The sequence below is a fragment of the Grimontia sp. AD028 genome (assembly GCF_000973155.1).
In the GTDB taxonomy this organism is placed as follows: domain Bacteria; phylum Pseudomonadota; class Gammaproteobacteria; order Enterobacterales; family Vibrionaceae; genus Enterovibrio; species Enterovibrio indicus.
In genome coordinates this window covers 27,580-47,715 of record NZ_LASY01000062.1, presented here as the reverse complement: position 1 = coordinate 47,715, position 20,136 = coordinate 27,580, and the positions used below count along the sequence as shown (strand labels likewise).

Sequence of the window (20,136 nt, the reverse complement as noted above, 5' to 3'; positions counted from 1 at the left end):
AGTTGACTGACGCCGTGCTCATTGTTGTTCCTACTGGATTTCTGGGCGATGCCTCCCAACATTACGTCCTTACTTTTTGTAGGTTTAAAGGAGTCAATCCAAACAATGAGGAGAGGTCTACACGATGCCAGGAAAAGTTTCCGATTACATGACACGTAAACTGGTGACCATCAGCCCCGACATGGGAGTGCGTGAAGCGTATTTCCTCATGAGGGACAAAGACATTCGCCACCTTCCTGTCGTAGAAAACGACGAATTGGTGGGGATCATCAGTGACCGACAACTTCGTCGCCCCAACTGGGCCGATGAAGCACCTGACATCGAACACCCTTATCTGCTTTCAGATGACCTCAATGTGGGTGATGTCATGGTGACAGATGTGATTTCCTGTCACACCTACGAAACCCTTTCCAAAGCGAACCAGAAACTACTCGATCACAACGTCGGTGCCCTGCCAGTTCTGGACAAAACAGAAACACTGGTCGGTATTTTGTCTGCCGTCGATTTGCTCGGCGCTTTGCAAGATATGCTTCAGCGCGAGAAGAGTCAGAAAAAGCTTCGTGCTTAGGGGCCGTTTACCTTTACAAAAAGAAAGCCGCATTACGCGGCTTTCTTCATTCATGAGCTTTATCAATATAGCGTCAGCGTTAGTTGAACAAACCTTGAAGTAGCTTATTGGCCGCATCCTTCACTTTGTCGTCCTCTGCTTTATCACCCAACAGCTTTTTCAAACCGCGCTCCGCTTCTTTGCGCGCTTTTTCTTCCAGCACTTTGTTAGAGGTCAGCAATGCTTTTACATCGAGGTTATAGCTAGGCGCTGTCCACGTACCGCCAATCTTCACAGGAATCGTGACATCTTTGAGCTCATCGATATCTTTGCCACCCTGACCTTTACTGGTGCCTACCACAGAGACAAACACTTCAAAGTCGAGGTCTTCTTTCACCAGATTGGTTTGGCCTTCGCTACGAACGCGCAGCGCTGGCGCTTCCATCTTCATATTACGGGTAGAAGCGATACCTTTGCCGAGGTTGAAAGTCGCCGTCAGTGCGCTGAAGTCTGTCTTACGGGTTTCTTCCACATACTCTGCACGCTGGCCTTTCAGCGTTGCTTTCGCTTCACGGATCATTTCAGGTATGTTGATACCGTTGATGGCACCGTCTGCAAAGTTAATCGCTACCGTGCCGGTAATGCCTGTACGCAAGCGCTTTTCAGACAGGCCAACACCACTGACGTTTGCGTCAATGCTGCCTTTACCCGCCAACATATCCTGATTTGCTGCCGCCTGAAGAAGTGGGAGCACATTGACGTTCTTGATGTCTTTTTTCACCTGATAACGGGCAGGAGAAGTGGTCGCATCGAGCTTGCCTTCTACCTTGATTGTCCCACCGTATAACTTGGCATCGAACTGTTTGACATCAACCTTGCCACGGTTAACGGCAAAGTTAGCAATCACATCAGTCACTTCCACGTTGCTCGCAACGAAGTCATCAATAACGATTTTACCTGCGATATCCAACCCTTTCAGAGCAGAGAGGTCAGGTTCAACATCACTAAGCGGTTTCTTCTCCGCTGGCTTTTCAGCAGAGCCGCCTTGCGAGCCACCCGATGCTGCTGGCTTATCTTCTGCTGCGGCCGCTTTGCCTCCAGGAAAAGTATCCAGGTTGATTTTCGGGCTGTGAACGTCAAATCGAATGGCTGGAATATCTGCCAGTGCAACTGACGCTTTACCATCAAAATTCAGTTCGTCGACTGCCGCTTTCAGATTTTCCAGAGACAGTTTCTGCGCCTTGTTATCGAAGGCCACGTCACCGCCCATACTGATTTTCATTTCAGGACGAGGCAATGACTTGCCTGCTACTGTCGTATTCAGTTCCAGCGCTTTTGCGGTGATCAGAGAAATCGCTTCGTCGACTTGCACTGTGGTTTTACCTTGGGCGTCAAACGACATGTCGCTGGCATTACCCTTGGCCGCAAAATCAAACACCATAGGAATCGCAAGGCCGAGGCGATCTGCTTTCAGCGTGAAGCTTTCCAGTTTTGTCGCCGCATCATTGGCGCTGGCTTCCAGTGTGAGAGTGCGAAGCTGAGATTTCATGATCTCTTTGTCGATCATAGCTTCAGCGTCACCCTTGGCGGAGAAAGCCAAAGCGTTCTGTTTGCCCACCACATCAAATTCGATTGGCACCCAAATACCGGTTTCAAGTTTGCCGATAGTCAGGTTCAGTGAGCTGATTTCACTGCTGGTATGCGTTTTGTCATCCCGCACGGTGGCGCTGGCATCCAGCAACTCCAAACCGCCGATAGAAATCGTCCACGCTTTTGCTGGTTCACCAGCGGATGCAGACTCAGAGGCCGGCTGAGTATTGCCCTCTGGCGGGGCTTTCTCTGCGCTTTGCTCACCGCTCAGACCATCGAGGTTGGTCACCCCATTTGGCAGGGTCTGAATGAATACGTGAGTGCCATGCAAGCTGACAAGGCCGATATCCAACGTATCTGACAATAGCGGCATGACCGCAACTGACATCTCCGCTTTTTTCAGTTTCAGCATGTCAGGCTCGGCAAAGCCCTCGGGGTTTTTGAACGCTAGTTGCTCAACGGACAGGCCCAAGCTAGGCCAGAAACGCCAACTGATATCGCCATCGATAACCAGCTCACGTCCTGTCGCTTTTTTCACTTCGTCAGTGATCAGCGGTTTGAAGTCATTGGGGTTGATGAATGCAACGATGGCACCAATGGCCACGACCACCAACAGCACCAGTCCGAGTAGAATGTAGAGAAGCTTTTTCATGATGATGCACATTTCCTTTTGAGATGCGGTTGAGGTTAACCAAAATGGACAAAAATTTCTGCTCTAAGTTCAGCAATTTCAGTCATTTCTGGTCCTCATCAATCCGTGATGCCACCGCACCCTGTTGATTTTTATACTTAGCATTCTGCCGTTTATGATAAGGGCGCTCCGCTGGGCTGGTCATGGTTTCAAAGCTTAGCGCACCAATTGGCATACCAGGTCGAAGTGCCAGAGGCAGTCGTCCGCTGTTGTAGAACTCCAGCACAATTTTGCCTTGCCAACCCGGGTCTATGCGATGGGCAGTGACATGCACCATCAACCCAAGCCTCGCAAGGGAAGAGCGTCCGTCCAACCAGCCAACGATATCGTCTGGCAAAGTCACGACTTCATGGGTCACCGCCAGTGCTAATTGCCCCGGATGAAGAAAGAATGCCTCGCCTTCCGCGATTTCGATTTCATCGCTCATCACCTTTTCAAGCTGTGCTGAGACTTCTTCCCTTGGACCGGATAAATCAATAAACGGCGCGCCATGCTCACTAAAGACACGAAACTTGTTGTCCAAGGTCACATCTGCTGTGACACCAGAGATAGCATCGTCAGAAGGTCTAGGTTCAATGACGATCTTGCTATCATCGAGATATTCTTTGATGTGTCTGTCACTCAATCTCATCGCACGGTCCTTCGAATAATGGCCTTTGTTTATTTTTAACCAACTTCAGGTATAAAAAAAGCCGGTCTAAACCGGCTTTTCTTTTATGCTTTCAGCAATTTGGCGATGTGTGCTTTGAGCACATCAATCGCTATTCGGTTCTTACCACCGCGCGGAACGATGATGTCCGCATATTGTTTTGATGGCTCGATAAATTGCATGAACATAGGACGAACTGTTTGCTGATACTGCTGAAGTACTGATTCCATGGTGCGGCCACGCTCAGCCACATCACGTTTCACACGGCGAAGCAGACAGATGTCCAGTGGGGTATCCATAAAGATGCTCGCATGCATCAGGTCACGAAGACGTGGGTCAGTCAGCAGAAGAATACCTTCCAGAATGATCACCTTCTTAGGCGTCAATGTGGTGGTTTCTTCCATGCGTGTGTGTTCAGCGTAACTGTATTGTGGGACTTCAACCGCTTTGCCTTCCATCAGGTCTTGAAGATGCTTGCACAGCAGATCATGGTCCAAGGCTTGAGGATGGTCGTAGTTGGTTTTGACACGCTCTTCCATGCTGAGGTGACCTTGGTCGCGATAATAGCGGTCTTCCGTGATAACACCGATCTGATGATCGCCAACTTTTTCTTTTAGTTCTTGATAAATAGTACTAGCGATCAGACTTTTACCGGATGCAGATGCGCCTGCAATACCGATAATGACACATTGGTTGTTGTCACTCATAAATGAATACCCGGAGAGTTGGCGATAAATAAACCGCCTGATTATAGGGAGTTGAACTCCCTCACGCCATCTAAATGTGTGATTAAGATCTCAAATAAAAGCAAGATGCATATTGTTTCATCACTGTGCACACGAATTGCGCACCAATTCTCGCTCTCAATATGAAACTTGTCAGTAATGTACTTGCTATTCACTCACTGTGGTGATGGATATTTGATCTGCCACACGCTCTCCATGCCAGAACAGCTGACTCGCGACTTTCTCTGCCAGTGCGAGATAAACGTCGGCATGTTCACTTTCTGGCTTGCTGGCGACAGTAGGTGCGCCAGCGTCAATATCCTCTCGAATACTAATGTGAAGGGGAACTTGAGCTAACAGCGACAAGCCATAGTCACTGGCCATTTTCACCGCGCCGCCTTGACCAAAGATCGGCTCATGGTGACCACATTGACTGCAGATATGGTAGCTCATGTTCTCTACCACTCCGAGGACCGGAACCGCGACCTTCTCAAACATGGCTACACCTTTGATAGCATCCGCTAAAGCAAGATCCTGAGGCGTGGTGACTACGACGGCTGCCGTGACGGGAAATTGCTGCGCCAGACTCAACTGGATATCACCGGTGCCCGGTGGCATATCCACCACCAGATAATCCACATCCGGCCAATGTGTTTCGTTAACGAGTTGTGCAAAGGCTTTTGATGCCATTGGGCCACGCCACACCATGGCATTCTCATCCGGTACTAAATAGCCAATGGAATTACTGAAAAGGCCATGCGCTTCAACTGGCTCCATGGTTTTTCCGTCCAATGTCGTCGGCTGTTTTCCTTTGGTACCCAGCATGATTGGCAAGGACGGACCATAGATGTCTGCATCAAGGATACCGACTTTGGCTCCTTGAGCGCGGAGGGCTAGCGCAAGGTTCACTGATGTTGTCGATTTACCTACGCCGCCTTTTGCAGAACTCACGACAATGACATTCTTCACCCCTTTAATCAGCGGTTTTTCGCCCGCTTTGAGTGGTGCAACTTTCTGCTCGATGACTAGCGCAGGAACATCCTCACCCGCTGTTTTCTGCGTTTCAATCCAGTCCCTTAACGCTTGGATCAAAGAAGATGCGGCAAAGGGGAACGAGACTTTTAACTCACCGCTTTTTGCTTGGGTCACCATGCCTTGTTTATCAGCCCAACCTTCAACAAGCGAAGCATGGGTAAATTGATTAAGGAACGTTTTCACGGTATCTAAGTCAGGTTGTGAATTCTTATTGCGGCCGAAAAACATAGGACATGCACTCTTCAGTAATGATTCTTCTAGCCTAATGAATTTTTTACGATTTCACACCCTTTAGGCAGAAGGGTTATTCGATACTGTCGCTAATGACCATTTTCTCTGTCTCTCAAGCGCTTCAAACTATGTTTTCTGGGCCTGATCAGGTAAGATTTGCGCCATTCATTCGATTCAATTGTCAAAAGCGAACTATCTAAATTATGGCTGCAAACCAACGTAAAATTCTGGTTACCTGTGCCCTGCCTTACGCGAATGGCTCTATCCATTTGGGTCATATGCTCGAGCATATTCAGGCAGACGTGTGGGTGCGTTATCAGCGCCTGCGTGGCAACACTGTAAACTTTATCTGTGCAGACGACGCACACGGTACGCCAATCATGCTGAAAGCTCAGCAATTGGGTATCGAGCCTGAAGCCATGATCGCTGAAATGCAGAAAGAACACGAAGCAGACTTCGCGGGCTTTGACATCAGCTTTGACAACTACCACAGCACGCACAGTGAAGAAAACCGTGAGCTGGCGTCTTACATCTACACCCAACTGAAGAACAAGGGCTATATCAATAGCCGTACGATTTCTCAGCTGTTTGACCCTGAGAAAGAAATGTTCCTTCCAGACCGTTTCGTTAAAGGCACTTGCCCGAAATGTAAGTCTGAAGATCAGTATGGTGACAACTGCGATAACTGTGGTGAAACCTACAGCCCAACTGAATTGATTAACCCTAAATCAGCAGTGAGTGGCGCAACCCCAGTACTGAAAGATTCTGTTCACTTCTTCTTTGACCTGCCACAGTTCGAAGACATGCTGAAAGCATGGACCAAATCTGGTGCGTTGCAGGAAGAAATGGCGAACAAAATGAACGAGTGGTTCGAGTCTGGCCTGCAGCAGTGGGACATTTCTCGTGACGCGCCTTACTTCGGTTTTGAAATCCCGGGTGAGCCAGGCAAATACTTCTACGTATGGCTGGACGCGCCAATCGGATACATGGGTTCATTTAAGAACTTCTGTAATAAGAATGGCAATGTCGATTTCGACGAATACTGGAACAAAGACAGCGACGCTGAACTTTACCACTTCATTGGTAAAGACATCGTTTACTTCCACAGCCTGTTCTGGCCAGCCATGCTGGAAGGCGCGGGCTTCCGCAAGCCAAACAACGTGTTCGTTCACGGCTATGTGACCGTTAATGGCGCGAAGATGTCGAAGTCGAAAGGTACCTTCATTAAGGCTAGCACTTACCTGAAACACCTGGATCCAGAGTGTCTGCGCTACTACTACGCAGCCAAACTGAACAACCGCATCGACGATCTTGATCTGAATCTGGAAGACTTCGTTCAGCGTGTTAACTCTGACATCGTAAACAAAGTGGTTAACCTTGCATCTCGTAACGCAGGCTTCATCGCGAAACGCTTCGACGGCATGCTGTCTGCTGAATGTGCAGAACCAGCACTTTATGAAGAGTTCACTTCTGCAGCTAGCCGCATTGGCGAACTGTTTGAAAACCGCGAGTTCAGCCGTGCTATCCGTGAAATCATGGCGCTGGCTGACAAAGCAAACCAATACGTTGACGAGAAAGCACCTTGGGTCGTCGCCAAAGAAGAAGGCAAAGACGCTGAGCTTCAAGCAATCTGTACTATGGGTATCAACCTGTTCCGTGTACTGATGACTTACCTGAAGCCAGTGATGCCAGAACTGGCAGAGCGTTCAGAAGCATTCCTGAACGAAACCCTGAGCTGGGATGGTATTGCAACGCCGCTGACTGCTCATAAAGTTGAAGCGTTCAAAGCACTCTTCAGCCGCATCGATCCGAAGAAAGTTGAAGAGATGGTTGAAGCATCTAAAGAAGATGCAGCAGCAGAGAAAGCGGTGGCTGAAAAAGCCAAAGGTCCTTTGGAAGAAGAGCCTATTGCAGATGAAATCGAGTTCGGTGACTTTGCGAAAGTGGACCTGCGTATCGCAAAGATCATTTCTTGTGAATCAGTGCCAAAAGCTGACAAACTGCTGAAGTTCCAGCTGGATATCGGCGGTGAGACCCGTCAGGTGTTCTCTGGTATCAAGTCCGCATACAATCCTGAAGATCTGGTTGGCAAATACACAGTAGTGGTCGCTAACCTGAAACCGCGTAAGATGAAGTTCGGTATGTCAGAAGGCATGATTCTGGCCGCTGGCCCAGGTGGCAAAGATCTGTGGCTGCTTGAACCTCACGAAGGGGCACAAGCAGGTATGCGTGTGATGTAATCACGACGCAGAATTCGAAAAGGAGCCAGATGGCTCCTTTTTTTTGTGCATCTAAGGGAATATTTTGTCGACCCTCATCACACTTTTGCACCAAGTTGGTTAGATTCTGCGCCATTGCTGGTCAGAAAATTCGGCATAAAAACATAACCCATTGTTTTTAAATGTATTATAAATTGGCATACACACTGCACTACTTGTTCAGGCACTCAGGAAAGAGGAACAAGTTATGGCACTGTTATCGATCATCACTCCAAACTGGCTAGTTCGCATGACGAAAGGTCTGTCGAGCTCACAGAAATCCCGACGCGACCACTACCGTTCGCAAATCAGCGATCTTCGTTCATTGCTTTGGATGCTGCATGACCACAACACCCGCTACATCCGCTGCCCTCAGTCACCTCAGGCCAGCAAAGCTCGCAAAGAGATTGCGGAGTACTGCGATAAATTGCTGGTTGAGTGTAACAACCCTCAACGCCCTTTGTTCCGTGTATTGAAGTCTCGGATGGAACAGGTGTTGTCGTCACTTCCGAATCAATCTAAAGCTGGCTGGTACGCGATACACCATAGAGCTTCAGACCACCTCATTTACATCATCGATGAAGTGACACGCTCTTATCTGGCGGAAGGAACACTCGATGCAACCTATGAAGAATATCAAGCGTTCTGGCAAACCTGGATTGATACTAAAGAAGCGCAGCTTCGTTACGAACAAGCCGTGATGCGGTTGATGGAAGGTAAAACAGCCGCGTGGCAGTCCGTGAACTTGCAAAGCCGAATCTTACAAAAGCGGATGCATCAACTTTCATTGATGTCGAGCGGAGATGCGACTTTGGCTTTTGATCGCGTAGATAATCGCTTTGATTCCGTTATTCGCTCAACGGAAGAAGAAATTCCAGCATCTTCTCTGATTAAAATCAGTCAGGATTTAAGCGTCATCTTACTGCACCTTTTTGACCGCGAATTGATTGTTCGTACTGCAGAAAACGAGACAGTCACTGCAGCTTCAGAAGACATCAAAGCGCTTCCTTTAAAAACAGGATGAGTGCCCTTCAGAAAATAAACACATAAAAAAGGTCAGCCCAGTGGCTGACCTTTTTTGTATCTGGTTTTACTAGCCGACTCGTCGGAACTGACCCACAAGTTGTTTCTGGGCAGACAAGGCTTCAACCAATCCTTGAGCTTCCTGAACTGTCTCTTTCGCAATATTCAGAGACTGATGTGAGAGCTCAGAAACAGACTGAATATTACCGTTCATCTCATTAGATACCGCCGCCTGCTCTTCAACCGCAGTCGCCACCTGATGGTTACGATCGTTGATATCAGACACCAACTCCTGCGAACGACGAAGCGCATCACCCGCTTTCTCAGCGCTGGTCACACACTCACCTGATAAGGTTGTGCCTCGTTCCATGGCATCAACCGCTTGTTGCGTACCGTTCTGAATCAATGAAATGACGTCTTGGATTTCAGAAGTCGACTCTTGTGTGCGTTGTGCAAGTGCGCGAACTTCGTCTGCAACCACCGCGAAGCCTCGGCCTTGTTCACCGGCTCGCGCTGCCTCAATAGCGGCGTTAAGTGCCAGCAAATTGGTTTGCTCGGCAATACCTTGAATAACGTCAGACACAGAGCCAATGCGCTTGCCGTGTTCTTCCAGCTCGGATATTACGCTTGAAGCGTCGCTAAGCTGCTTGGCGAGGTTCTGAATGGCATCAACTGTTTGACCCACCGTTTCCATACCGGTAAGGGTAGCATCCTGAGCTTCCGTCGCAGCGTCGGAGGCGCTCTGTGTGTTGCCTGACATATCGTTTGCTGTCGCCGACATTTCATTAATTGCCGCAGCAATCTGTTCGGTTTCAGCATTTTGATTTTCAAGATTACTGGCGGTTCTTTCACCATTTGTCTTAGCATTGGCTGCTGCATTCAACACTTGATCGCTACCATCGAGTATTCGACCAACAACCGCGTTTATTTCGGCAGCGCGCATTTTCAGTGCCAACTCAATTTCAGACACATCATCAATCGCACCATTGTAGAGATACTCCATCAATGGGTTGTCATAGGCTTCTTTCGCCAGTTTGGTCACGTTTTCTAAGCGGCGCGTCAGCATAAACATTGCCAGTATCGAGAAAACAAATTGCACTGCGATGGCTGCAGCAAACCCGGCAAAGAAACCAGCAGCACCCGCTAATATCGCCCCCGGAACAAACCACATTGCTGCTCGTTGCCACATGCGAGTACGCGGCATTTTGAGCGCTGATGGTGTTTTTCCAGCCAGCAACTGTGGATACACTTTTTCAGCACGCTCTACCGCTTTGCGGTCTGGCGTGGTTCGAACAGACTGAAATTCAACAATCTGACCGTTTTGTTTGATAGGAGAAGCGAACGCATTTACCCAGTAGTAATCGCCGTCTTTAGTGCGGTTCTTTACCAAGCCCATCCAGTTGTTACCGGCTTTGATAAAGTCCCACATATTCTGGAATGCTGCCGGTGGCATACTCGGGTGACGAACCAGGTTATGAGGCTGCCCCACAATTTCATCAAGCGTGTAGCCCGCCACCTCGCAAAAATCCTTACTCGCGTACTTAACGATACCGCGCGGATCGGTTGTCGAGAGCAAATTGTAGTCAGCTGGGAATTTTATTTCTTTATCCGTTACGGGATTGTTGACTCGCATACGACACTACCCTTTATTAGTTGCGACGATTTCTAATAAGTAATAGTAGACGAATAAACAGGAAGGAAATGATAAGGTTGCAAACAAATAACCACAATTTAATTAATACTTTATTAACTTTCTGATTTACATGATTGTTTCTCGAAAATATGAAAATAGTTTCATCAATTAAGGTGTATTAATATGTTGCTCATTAAGTGTACGCTTTCAAACTTAATGCATTAAAAATTAGGCAATGAAAAAAGAGTAATTTTCTGTTTTCAATAAAAAACCGGCCGTGGAGGCCGGTTTTTTTAAGATTTCGATTGTATTAACCGATGTGAGTCAGGCCACCCATGTAAGGACGAAGTACTTCTGGCACTTCAATGCGACCATCTTCCAACTGGTAGTTTTCAAGGATTGCTACCATGGTGCGACCAACCGCCAGTCCTGAGCCGTTAAGTGTGTGTAGCAATTCTGGCTTCTTCTCAGCCTTACGGCGGAAGCGCGCCTGCATACGACGTGCCTGGAAATCACCCATGTTTGAACAAGATGAAATTTCACGGTAAGTACCTTGAGCCGGTACCCACACTTCCAGATCGTACGTCTTCGCAGAGCCGAAGCCCATGTCACCGGTACACAGAATCACCTTACGGTAAGGCAGATTCAGCAGTTGCAGAACTTTCTCAGCGTGACCAGTCAGTTCTTCCAGCGCCGCCATTGAGTCTTCTGGCTTCACGATTTGTACCAACTCGACTTTATCGAACTGGTGCATACGGATAAGGCCACGGGTATCGCGACCGTATGAGCCTGCTTCTGAACGGAAACACGGTGTGTGCGCTGTCATACGGATTGGCAGATCGGCTTCTTCCACGATGGTGTCACGAACCATGTTGGTCAGCGGCACTTCAGCGGTTGGGATCAGAGACATGCCCACGCCTTCTTCGGTCGCAGGTTGAGTGTGGAACAGGTCTTCACCGAATTTAGGCAGCTGGCCAGTACCAAACAGGCTGTCAGCGTTGACCAAATATGGCACGTACATTTCGGTGTAACCGTGCTCAGTGGTGTGAAGATCCAGCATGAACTGGGCAATTGCACGGTGCAGGCGCGCCATTTGGCCTTTCATTACGATGAAACGTGAGCCAGACAGTTTCACTGCGCTCGCAAAATCCAGACCGCCAGTCAGCTCGCCCAGATCAACGTGGTCTTTCACTTCAAAATCGTAAGTTTTCGGCTCACCCCAAACAGAGATTTCTACGTTTTCAGATTCATCTTTACCTACTGGCACTGCATCATCAGCGATGTTTGGCACACCCATAGTGATGTCATTCAGTTGGTCCTGAAGCTCAGCCAGTTCCGCTTTCGCTTTGTTCAGCTCGTCGCCCAGGTTTTCTACCGCTGCCAGCAGTGGCTGGATATCTTCACCTTTCGCCTTCGCCTGACCAATGGACTTGGATCGTGCATTACGCTCAGCTTGCAGCTCCTCGGTGCGTACTTGCAGCGATTTGCGCTTTTCTTCCAGATTGCGGAGAGTGTCAACGTCAAGCTTGAAGCCACGACGTGCCAGTTTTTCAGCTGTTGCGTCCAGCTCGGTACGAAGTAGTTTTGAATCCAGCATGTTAATCCTGTGAATCGTTAAACAGTGCCTTAAAAGAAGTTGACGCTGCCACGCACTATTATGGCAACGTCAAATTGAAAGGATTTTTCTTCCTGAGATGGGTGACTTTAATCACCACATTTATTGGGTAAAACAATACCCAAATTGACCTTTATTTCCTAGCGTTTTCGAGGGCTATTTGCATTCAACTGCTCAAGAAACGCCAGCTTTTCTGCAATTTTGATTTCCATTCCCCGATTCACTGGCTGGTAGTAGCGTGTGCCTTTCATTTCTTCAGGGAAATAGCTCTCACCTGCGGCATACGCATTTGGCTCATCATGGGCATATCGATACCCATCGCCATACCCCATTTCTTTCATCAGAGTTGTTGGCGCATTGCGAAGGTGGTTTGGCACTTCATAATCAGGGTGCATTTTGGCATCACGTAATGCCGCTTTCCATGCGACATAAACTGAATTACTTTTTGCTGCACATGCCATGTAAACCGTTGCCTGCGCAATGGCACGTTCGCCTTCGGCAGGCCCCACACGGGTAAAACAGTCCCAGGCATTAATCGCAATTTCCATTGCACGTGGGTCAGCGTTCCCAATATCTTCTGAAGCAATTGCTAACAATCGACGGGCAACATAGAGCGGGTCACCACCAGCGGTGACGATTCTGGCGTACCAATACAAGGCAGCATCTGGATCAGAACCACGGACCGACTTGTGAAAGGCGGAAATTAGGTCGTACCAAAGATCACCCTTGTTATCAAAGCGTGCAATCTTCTCTCCGGCTACTTCGGCGAGCAAAGGCAAGGTGATCAGCTTCTTACCGCTGGCGTCTGGTTCTGCCATGTCAGACAACAGTTCCAGATAGTTCAGCGTCATTCGAGCATCACCAGAGGTAAAATCAGCCAATTGCGCTTTCACACCCTCAGCGAATTCCAGTTTTTCACCACCCAGTCCACGCTCGTTGTCAGACAGTGCCTGATCGATCACTTCCAACACATCGTCAGTATCAAGAGATTTGAGCTTGTAAACTCGTGCTCTTGAGAGCAGTGCGTTGTTCAGCTCGAATGACGGGTTTTCGGTCGTTGCACCAATAAAGGTGATGGTGCCATCTTCAATATGCGGCAGAAAGGCATCCTGCTGGCTTTTGTTGAAGCGATGCACCTCGTCAACAAACAGAATCGTTCGTCTGCCGACCAATTGGTTTTCTTTGGCTTTATCTATCGCAAGGCGAATGTCTTTTACACCGGATGTGACTGCAGATACCCGTTCAATTTCTGCGTTGGCATAACCTGCGGCGACTTCTGCCAGCGTGGTTTTACCTGTACCAGGCGGCCCCCAAAGGATCATTGAATGCAGCTGGCCGCTTTCGAGAGCACGGCGCAGAGGTTTGCCTTCATCGAGGAGATGTTTTTGGCCTATGTATTCGGCGAGGTTAGTTGGCCGCATACGCGCGGCCAAGGGGCGAAAGTCGTCCGCAAAATCCAGACTGAGGTTACTCAAATTAGCTTTCTCTGATTACTGTCGCTGGTCATCCAGCTCAACACCTTCCGGAACAGTAAAGCTGAACAGTGACGCTTTCGGAGTGACATTCTTTACGTCATCCAGTGCAAAGCGACTTTGCTGTCCGTCCTGCTCCACCACGGCAAATTCGGTAATTTTGCCATCAGGTTTCACACTAACAACAAACTCACCCAAATTTGAGGCTTCTTTTGGAGACAAAGTGAAAGTATCGCCATCCTGCTCCACGTCGTAGTTTGCCCAGTCACTCGGGTTATTGCGGGTCAGCAAGACAAAAGGCGTCTGTGAAGTGGCATCGTCCAACCGCATAGCAGTGACTTGTTCAATGAAAGGGCTGTAGTACCACAATGTTTCACCATCTGAAATCAGATAATTTTCATCCGGTGTCACCGTTTCCCAATTGAACAGGTTTGGGCGCTTCATAGCGAGACTGCCTTCGCCTTCACTGATCACATCCCCTTCCGGGCTGGTAACTGTCTGTTCAAAATTCGCAGTGAAGCTGTTGAGCTTTGACAAGCGAGAATTCAGCTCTTGCTGCGGATTTGCAAACACTGCAGGTGCTACCAGCAGCAAAGAGAACAACATTTTTTTCATTCTTATTCCAATCAATCTCTTGGCGGTGGTGGCGGTGCCAACACCTCACGATTCGAGTTATGGCCTGGCGGGCTGACAATGCCCTGCGCTTCCAACTGTTCAACAATTCGCGCGGCACGGTTATAACCGATTTTAAAGCGGCGCTGTACTCCTGAGACTGACGCGCGACGAGATTCGGTCACAAACTCAACCACTTGGTCAAACAGTTGATCCAGTTCTTCGCCGTCCCCGCCTTCTGGAGCTTCACCCGGCAACAAACCATCGCTGCCCTGATCACCGCTGGTAATTTCTGAAATGTACTGCGGCTTGCCACGCGCCTTCCAGTTGCTGACCACGCGGTGAACTTCATCATCGTTAACGAAGGCGCCATGCACGCGCGCCGGATGGTTTGAACCATTTGGCATAAACAGCATGTCACCCATACCCAGCAGGGATTCCGCCCCACCCTGATCCAGAATGGTTCGCGAGTCTGTTTTGGTTGATACCGTAAACGCCATGCGCGTCGGAATGTTTGCTTTGATTAAACCCGTAATCACGTCGACAGATGGGCGCTGAGTAGCCAGCACAAGGTGAATACCCGCAGCACGTGCTTTCTGGGCAAGACGTGCAATCAGCTCTTCTACCTTCTTACCAACCACCATCATCAGATCTGCAAATTCGTCGACGATCACTACGATGTAAGGCAGTTTCTCCAACACAGGTGCAGTTTCATCCATGCTGTCGCCCGGCTTCCATAGCGGGTCAGGGATCGGGTGGTCGGCTTCTGCCGCTTCGCGGATTTTGTCGTTGTAGCCAGCAATATTTCGAACACCCAATGCAGACATGAGTTTGTAACGACGTTCCATCTCCGCCACGCTCCAGCGAAGCGCATTGGCGGCGTCTTTCATGTCAGTGACCACTTCGGTCAACAAATGTGGGATACCTTCGTAGACGGAAAGTTCCAACATTTTCGGGTCAATCATGATGAAGCGAACATCTTCTGGCCCAGCTTTGTAGAGCATACTGACGATCATCACGTTCACACCGACAGATTTACCGGAGCCTGTTGTACCTGCCACCAGCATGTGTGGCGCTTTGGCAAGGTCCGTCACAATCGCTTCACCGGCGATATCTTTACCCAAAACCACTGAAAGCGGTGATTTCGAAGACTGGAAGCGTTCACTCGCTACCACTTCAGACATGAACACGGTTTCACGGCTGGTATTCGGCAATTCAAGGCCGATATATGGCTTACCTGGGATCACATCAACAACACGAACAGCGCTGGTTGAAAGCGAACGGGCAATGTCTTTTGAAAGGCTCATGATACGGCTGACTTTCACACCCGGTGCCAACTCAAGTTCAAAGCGCGTGATAACCGGACCAGGGAAAATTCCCTTCACAGTGACTTTGATTTTGTATTCTTCAAGGCGTGTTTCAATCAAGCGGGCCTGATACTGCAGCTCTTCATCCGATGCGCGGGTTGCTGTGTTGCGCGGAGGGTCAAGAAGATCAATGGTTGGCAGCGGTTCTTTCGGCTTCGGCAGGTTCGGTTCATCTTTGACAAGGAACGGATGCACTGCACCAGCAGCATTTTTCTGCGCTTCACGAATGGTTTCGAGGAAAGGATCTTCTTCGTCAGGAATCACCGATTCTGCCTGCGCGCGGTCAAGTTCTGACAACCCATCAGTGTTACCAATAACAATGTCTTCTCGTGTCTCTTCAATCACGACAGACTCTGTTGAGCCAAAGTTCACATCGTCATCCCAAGGGACATCATTGGTATCTGCTGATGTTTCTTCTGAAACCGTTTCTGAAACAGGTTCTTCAATCGCGACTGGGTTGGCCCGATCCAATTCGGGTTCATCTAGAGCGTTGATGTCATCATCAACTTCCGTCTCTTGATTGGCGCTGTTAAAGACGGGTTTTGGCTCCGGCGAGATAACTGGCTCATCCAACTCTGGCTCTAACGTCATCATCGGCTCTTTGCGCTCAGCAGCGGCAGCGATTGCAGCATGGATCACTGGCGGAACGGAAACTGGCGTATCTTTTTCATCGTCATCAACACGCTGTGCTTTGTTGAGCAAAGAGACATCTGCCAACTCACGCGTTTTTGCAACCGGCTTGGCGAACAGTGGATCCGATTCATCGATGTCATCTGTTAGCTCAGAGGTGTCAACGGTTGAGCCAATCATTTGTGGTTTGTCACCACGGGCCCGGTTCACCATCCAAGTGATGCCCGACAGCGTTTTCTCACCAAGAGTATCTACAATCGTCAGCCAAGAAATACCCGTAAACAGCGTAAAGCCAGCAGCCCAGACGAACATAAAGACCAGTGTGGTACCCAAGAGGTTGAACAAGGGCATTGAAAGCTCTGTGAGTACATCGCCGACGACACCACCGGATGAAAAGAACCAGAAGTCATCAAAGTTCAGGTCAGCCAACCCGCAACTGGTTAATAGCAATAGAACAACACCAAGGATTCGGGTCGCTAAGATAGTGTAATTTAAAGGCTCAGATTCGCCCCGGCGGCGGAAGAAAACCCAGCCACCGAGAAGCAAAAGAAAAGGAAGCGGATAAGCCAAGGTACCCAATGTAAAAAACAGGGTATCAGCCACCCAGGCACCTGCGTTGCCAGCAGCATTTTGTACTGGGCCATCCCAAGCAGTTTGGGACCAGGATGGGTCGGATGAATCGTAACTGAGCAGAGATACGAGGATGAAGACAGCAGACAGCAGCGCGATAATCAGTGCGCTCTCTTTCAAACGTTGTTTTCCGTTTAATCGACGTGAGGTGTCTGTCTGTTTCTGCTCCTGACGCAAGAAGAACTCCATTATCACCTATCTTTCTAACTTTAAGCCCTGAAATCGTTTCGTACCCCATCAGCACTAAGGCTGATTAGAGCGGCTTTATTATTCATTATGATTGCCTATGCCCATTTGACGAAAAACGCTTCAATAACGGGCAAATACTGGGTTAATACCCATGCTTTTGCAAAAGTGTACACCAAACAAAAAAACAAACCGAGCAGCAAGCTACTCGGTTTGTAGAATATAACACTAATCTCAGCCCTGTTTGTCCGAGGGCTGTGAGCATGTTAACGCGTTTTGATCACCAGATGATTGGTCTGTTTCACTTCTTCCATTACCACGTAGGTTCGGGTGTCATTAACACCTGGAAGGCGCAGCAGGGTTTCACCCAACAGCTTACGGTATGCAGACATATCCGATACGCGCGTTTTCAACAGATAGTCAAAATCACCGGAAACAAGATGACATTCCTGAATATCTTCGAGTTGTTGAACGGCCTTGTTAAACTGTTCGAACACATCAGGAGCACCACGGTTCAGGGTAATTTCTACAAATACCAGAAGCGACGCATCGAGAAATTGAGGGTTCAATAACGCGGTATACCCAGAGATATACCCTTGTCGTTCAAGACGACGAACACGCTCAAGACATGGGGTTGGCGACAGTCCTACTCGCTTAGAAAGTTCGACGTTAGAAACACGTCCATCCTTCTGAAGTTCATTAAGAATATTTCTGTCAATACGATCCAATTCCTTGGAGGGTTTCTTTTTGGCTTCAACCATTTTTTATTCCACCTTTTTACTTCCTTGCAATGTTAAATGCCATTTTTTCTAACATATTTTATATATTTAGCATCAAATCCGGCTTTTGGCGAACTATACTAGCTCTAAATACAACAATACTACAAAACAACAGCCAATAACTCTACAAAGAAGCGAGGTTTCAGGATGATCATTGGTGTACCTAAAGAAATCAAAAACCACGAGTACCGTGTCGGTATGGTCCCTGCCAGCGTTCGCGAGCTGATATCCCATGGCCACACTGTTCACGTCCAGTCCCAGGCGGGTGCGGGTATCGGCTTTAGCGATGATGACTACATCAAGGCTGGTGCTTCTATTCTTCCAACTGCAGAAGATGTCTTCGCAGCTGCTGAAATGATTGTCAAAGTTAAAGAGCCACAGGCAGTTGAACGTGCCATGCTACGCGAAGGGCAAATATTGTTTACCTATTTGCACCTTGCACCAGATTTTCCACAGACACAAGACCTTATCAAGAGCAAAGCTGTCTGTATAGCCTATGAAACCGTAACAGATTCTAAGGGTAGATTGCCACTTTTGGCGCCGATGTCAGAGGTCGCAGGACGAATGTCTATTCAGGCAGGTGCTCAGGCGTTGGAAAAATCGCGCGGCGGCGCCGGTATGCTGCTAGGCGGTGTTCCAGGCGTTGAACCCGCTAAAATCGTGGTGTTAGGCGGCGGCGTGGTCGGCTCAAATGCAGCTCGAATGGCTGTTGGAATGCGGGCAGATGTCACAATTTTAGACCGCAACATCGACACACTTCGTGCTTTGGACGAAGAGTTTCAGGGACGCGCAAAAGTTTTATATTCAACAGAAGAAATTCTTGAAAAACACGTTCTCGCCGCAGATTTGGTCATCGGAGCAGTGCTTATCCCTGGTGCAGCAGCACCAAAATTGGTAAATGCTGACCACATCAAACGAATGAAACCAGGCGCAGCAGTCGTCGATGTTGCTATCGACCAAGGTGGCTGTTTCGAAACCTCGAAAGCAACAACACATGCCGACCCAACGTATATTGTCGACGACGTGGTTCACTACTGTGTTGCAAACATGCCCGGCGCAGTAGCCCGTACTTCCACATTTGCACTGAACAATGCCACCCTTCCGTACATAGTGAAGCTGGCAAACTTGGGTTATCGCGACGCGCTGCTTTCTGATCAGAACCTGCTGAATGGCCTGAATGTCATCGACGGCAAAGTCACCATCCGTGAAGTGGCGGAAGCATTTGATCTGGAATACGTCGACGCAAAGGCAACACTGGCCTAACTCAAGGGTAATAACAGATAACATTTTTCGATAAAGGGCACCGCATGGTGCCCTTTCTTTAGCTCTACAATTTCCCTACAATCGGTTCCATTGCATAACACTAAATCCACCCGGAGAAATAATGAGCAACGTAAAGCATGCAAGCCTTCTTATCTTAGGTTCTGGCCCTGCTGGTTACACCGCTGCAGTTTACGCGGCGCGCGCTAACCTGAACCCAGTGATGGTAACTGGTCTGCAACAGGGCGGTCAGCTAACGACCACGACAGAGGTTGAGAACTGGCCGGGTGACGCTGAAGGTCTAACTGGCCCAGCACTGATGGAGCGCATGAAAGAGCACGCTGAGAAGTTTGAGACTGAAATCCTCTTCGATCACATCAACGAAACGGATCTGACCCAGCGCCCTTTCCGCCTGAAAGGCGACAATGGCGAATACACCTGTGATGCACTGATCATTGCAACGGGTGCATCTGCTCAGTACTTGGGCATGGAATCAGAGGAAAACTTCAAAGGGCGCGGCGTATCAGCTTGTGCGACCTGTGACGGCTTCTTCTACCGCAACCAAAAAGTCGCAGTCATTGGTGGTGGTAACACGGCTGTTGAAGAAGCACTTTACCTGTCTAACATCGCTTCAGAAGTTCACCTTATCCACCGTCGTGACAGCTTCCGTGCGGAGAAAATTCTGGTTAACCGCCTGATGGATAAAGTCGAAAACGGTAACATCGTTCTGCACACTGACCGTGTTCTGGATGAAGTACTGGGCGACGACATGGGTGTGACTGGCGTTCGTATTAAAGACACGCAGTCTGACAATACTGAAGAGCTGGATGTGATGGGTCTCTTCGTTGCTATCGGCCACAAGCCTAATACAGGTATTTTCGAAGGCCAGCTTGAAATGCATAACGGCTACATCAAAGTGCAATCAGGCCTTGAAGGCAACGCGACACAAACCAACGTAGAAGGTGTGTTCGCAGCCGGTGACGTAATGGACCACATCTACCGTCAGGCAATCACTTCTGCCGGTACTGGCTGTATGGCTGCACTGGACGCTGAGCGTTTCCTAGACGCACAAGCTAAAACCCAGTAATCCACTTCTGTTAGGCCCGTTATTATGCGGGCCTATCATTTTGCCATTTCAGCCTTCCAAAGACCGATGTAAACCGCGGAGATCTCTCCTTTAGGTTTAATCGTATCGGTCACATA

The 20,136-nt window shown here is 48.8% G+C and carries 15 protein-coding genes; 5 read left to right on the top strand and 10 right to left on the bottom strand.

Going from position 1 to position 20,136, the window contains the following annotated elements; genetic code table 11:
• Positions 1-124 precede the first annotated feature (124 nt).
• The gene (locus tag RN22_RS14115; protein WP_046305265.1) at positions 125-568 is read left to right on the top strand and encodes a CBS domain-containing protein; all 444 of its coding nucleotides are present in this window, start codon (positions 125-127) and stop codon (positions 566-568) included.
• 79 nt (positions 569-647) lie between these two features.
• On the opposite strand, the gene RN22_RS14110 is transcribed toward RN22_RS14115, so the two are convergent.
• From RN22_RS14110 to apbC, 4 genes are all read right to left on the bottom strand, one after another.
• Positions 648-2,789 (bottom strand): AsmA family protein, encoded by a 2,142-nt coding sequence (locus tag RN22_RS14110; protein ID WP_046305269.1) that lies wholly within the window; start codon positions 2,787-2,789, stop codon positions 648-650.
• Between the two features lie 82 nt (positions 2,790-2,871).
• On the bottom strand, positions 2,872-3,459 hold the full coding sequence (gene dcd, locus RN22_RS14105; protein WP_046305263.1) for a dCTP deaminase: 588 nt from the start codon (positions 3,457-3,459) through the stop codon (positions 2,872-2,874).
• 83 nt (positions 3,460-3,542) lie between these two features.
• Entirely contained in the window at positions 3,543-4,184 is a 642-nt protein-coding gene (udk, locus tag RN22_RS14100) for a uridine kinase (protein ID WP_002539180.1), read from the bottom strand.
• A 186-nt stretch (positions 4,185-4,370) separates the two neighbouring features.
• Positions 4,371-5,465 (bottom strand): iron-sulfur cluster carrier protein ApbC, encoded by a 1,095-nt coding sequence (gene apbC, locus RN22_RS14095; protein WP_046305261.1) that lies wholly within the window; start codon positions 5,463-5,465, stop codon positions 4,371-4,373.
• Positions 5,466-5,671: 206 nt separating this feature from the next.
• Here apbC and metG point away from each other — a divergent pair, with 206 nt between their 5' ends.
• Complete coding sequence (gene metG / locus RN22_RS14090) at positions 5,672-7,708, top strand: methionine--tRNA ligase (RefSeq protein WP_046305258.1); 2,037 nt, start codon at positions 5,672-5,674, stop codon at positions 7,706-7,708.
• Between the two features lie 226 nt (positions 7,709-7,934).
• Positions 7,935-8,750 (top strand): hypothetical protein, encoded by an 816-nt coding sequence (locus tag RN22_RS14085; protein WP_046305256.1) that lies wholly within the window; start codon positions 7,935-7,937, stop codon positions 8,748-8,750.
• 69 nt (positions 8,751-8,819) lie between these two features.
• Here the strand turns inward: RN22_RS14085 and RN22_RS14080 are convergent, their stop codons facing one another.
• The 6 genes from RN22_RS14080 to lrp form a co-directional block, all read right to left on the bottom strand.
• Positions 8,820-10,382 carry a PAS domain-containing methyl-accepting chemotaxis protein gene (locus RN22_RS14080; RefSeq protein WP_046305254.1) on the bottom strand — a complete coding sequence of 521 codons (1,563 nt, stop codon included), beginning with the start codon at positions 10,380-10,382 and terminating at the stop codon, positions 8,820-8,822.
• Between the two features lie 310 nt (positions 10,383-10,692).
• On the bottom strand, positions 10,693-11,979 hold the full coding sequence (gene serS / locus RN22_RS14075; RefSeq protein ID WP_046305252.1) for a serine--tRNA ligase: 1,287 nt from the start codon (positions 11,977-11,979) through the stop codon (positions 10,693-10,695).
• 158 nt (positions 11,980-12,137) lie between these two features.
• Entirely contained in the window at positions 12,138-13,472 is a 1,335-nt protein-coding gene (locus tag RN22_RS14070; protein ID WP_046305250.1) for a replication-associated recombination protein A, read from the bottom strand.
• A 15-nt stretch (positions 13,473-13,487) separates the two neighbouring features.
• Positions 13,488-14,084, bottom strand: a complete 597-nt coding sequence (gene lolA / locus RN22_RS14065) for an outer membrane lipoprotein chaperone LolA (RefSeq protein WP_002539169.1) — start codon at positions 14,082-14,084, stop codon at positions 13,488-13,490.
• 11 nt (positions 14,085-14,095) lie between these two features.
• Complete coding sequence (locus RN22_RS14060) at positions 14,096-16,897, bottom strand: DNA translocase FtsK (RefSeq protein ID WP_046305248.1); 2,802 nt, start codon at positions 16,895-16,897, stop codon at positions 14,096-14,098.
• 263 nt (positions 16,898-17,160) lie between these two features.
• Positions 17,161-17,655: a leucine-responsive transcriptional regulator Lrp gene (gene lrp / locus RN22_RS14055; RefSeq protein ID WP_040528471.1), complete on the bottom strand. Its 495-nt coding sequence runs from the start codon at positions 17,653-17,655 to the stop codon at positions 17,161-17,163.
• Between the two features lie 165 nt (positions 17,656-17,820).
• Here lrp and ald point away from each other — a divergent pair, with 165 nt between their 5' ends.
• Together ald and trxB are read left to right on the top strand one after the other, a co-directional pair.
• Complete coding sequence (gene ald, locus RN22_RS14050) at positions 17,821-18,936, top strand: alanine dehydrogenase (RefSeq protein ID WP_002539164.1); 1,116 nt, start codon at positions 17,821-17,823, stop codon at positions 18,934-18,936.
• Positions 18,937-19,057: 121 nt separating this feature from the next.
• A complete protein-coding gene (trxB, locus tag RN22_RS14045) occupies positions 19,058-20,020 on the top strand; it encodes a thioredoxin-disulfide reductase (protein WP_046305244.1) in 963 nt (320 codons plus the stop codon).
• Positions 20,021-20,136 lie beyond the last annotated feature (116 nt).

Bases quoted from the DNA above. Each gene is read 5' to 3' on its own strand.
- RN22_RS14115 (WP_046305265.1), top strand. From the start codon at position 125: ATGCCAGGAAAAGTTTCCGATTACATGACACGTAAACTGGTGACCATC.
- RN22_RS14110 (WP_046305269.1), bottom strand. From the start codon at position 2,789: ATGAAAAAGCTTCTCTACATTCTACTCGGACTGGTGCTGTTGGTGGTC.
- dcd (WP_046305263.1), bottom strand. From the start codon at position 3,459: ATGAGATTGAGTGACAGACACATCAAAGAATATCTCGATGATAGCAAG.
- udk (WP_002539180.1), bottom strand. From the start codon at position 4,184: ATGAGTGACAACAACCAATGTGTCATTATCGGTATTGCAGGCGCATCT.
- apbC (WP_046305261.1), bottom strand. From the start codon at position 5,465: ATGTTTTTCGGCCGCAATAAGAATTCACAACCTGACTTAGATACCGTG.
- metG (WP_046305258.1), top strand. From the start codon at position 5,672: ATGGCTGCAAACCAACGTAAAATTCTGGTTACCTGTGCCCTGCCTTAC.
- RN22_RS14085 (WP_046305256.1), top strand. From the start codon at position 7,935: ATGGCACTGTTATCGATCATCACTCCAAACTGGCTAGTTCGCATGACG.
- RN22_RS14080 (WP_046305254.1), bottom strand. From the start codon at position 10,382: ATGCGAGTCAACAATCCCGTAACGGATAAAGAAATAAAATTCCCAGCT.
- serS (WP_046305252.1), bottom strand. From the start codon at position 11,979: ATGCTGGATTCAAAACTACTTCGTACCGAGCTGGACGCAACAGCTGAA.
- lolA (WP_002539169.1), bottom strand. From the start codon at position 14,084: ATGAAAAAAATGTTGTTCTCTTTGCTGCTGGTAGCACCTGCAGTGTTT.
- RN22_RS14060 (WP_046305248.1), bottom strand. From the start codon at position 16,897: ATGGAGTTCTTCTTGCGTCAGGAGCAGAAACAGACAGACACCTCACGT.
- lrp (WP_040528471.1), bottom strand. From the start codon at position 17,655: ATGGTTGAAGCCAAAAAGAAACCCTCCAAGGAATTGGATCGTATTGAC.
- ald (WP_002539164.1), top strand. From the start codon at position 17,821: ATGATCATTGGTGTACCTAAAGAAATCAAAAACCACGAGTACCGTGTC.
- trxB (WP_046305244.1), top strand. From the start codon at position 19,058: ATGAGCAACGTAAAGCATGCAAGCCTTCTTATCTTAGGTTCTGGCCCT.